Annotated in this window: 1 pseudogene; it reads right to left on the reverse strand. The window is 62.8% G+C overall.

The annotated features are described in order from the left end of the window. A pseudogene (locus E5X34_RS32825) lies at window positions 1-223 on the reverse strand (2,3,4,5-tetrahydropyridine-2,6-dicarboxylate N-succinyltransferase); the annotation flags it as partial.

The raw sequence follows: 223 nt of genomic DNA on the forward strand, positions 1-223 counted from the left end.
CATCAGCACGGCACCTGGCGCGACAAAGGCGGAGCGCCGCACGACCGACGACGGCACGGCGCGGAAACCTGCCTTCTCGAAATCGATGGCACTCCAGCCGTCGAATTTCGACGGCACCTTGTCCCACCACACGGCCTGGCCCGGACCACCCTTGATGATCTCCATCGGGTTGAGCCGGAACGACATCAGCACCGCTTTCTTCAGCCACTGGTTGACATGCCAT

The sequence above is a fragment of the Mesorhizobium sp. genome (assembly GCF_004963255.1).
GTDB lineage: Bacteria > Pseudomonadota > Alphaproteobacteria > Rhizobiales > Rhizobiaceae > Mesorhizobium.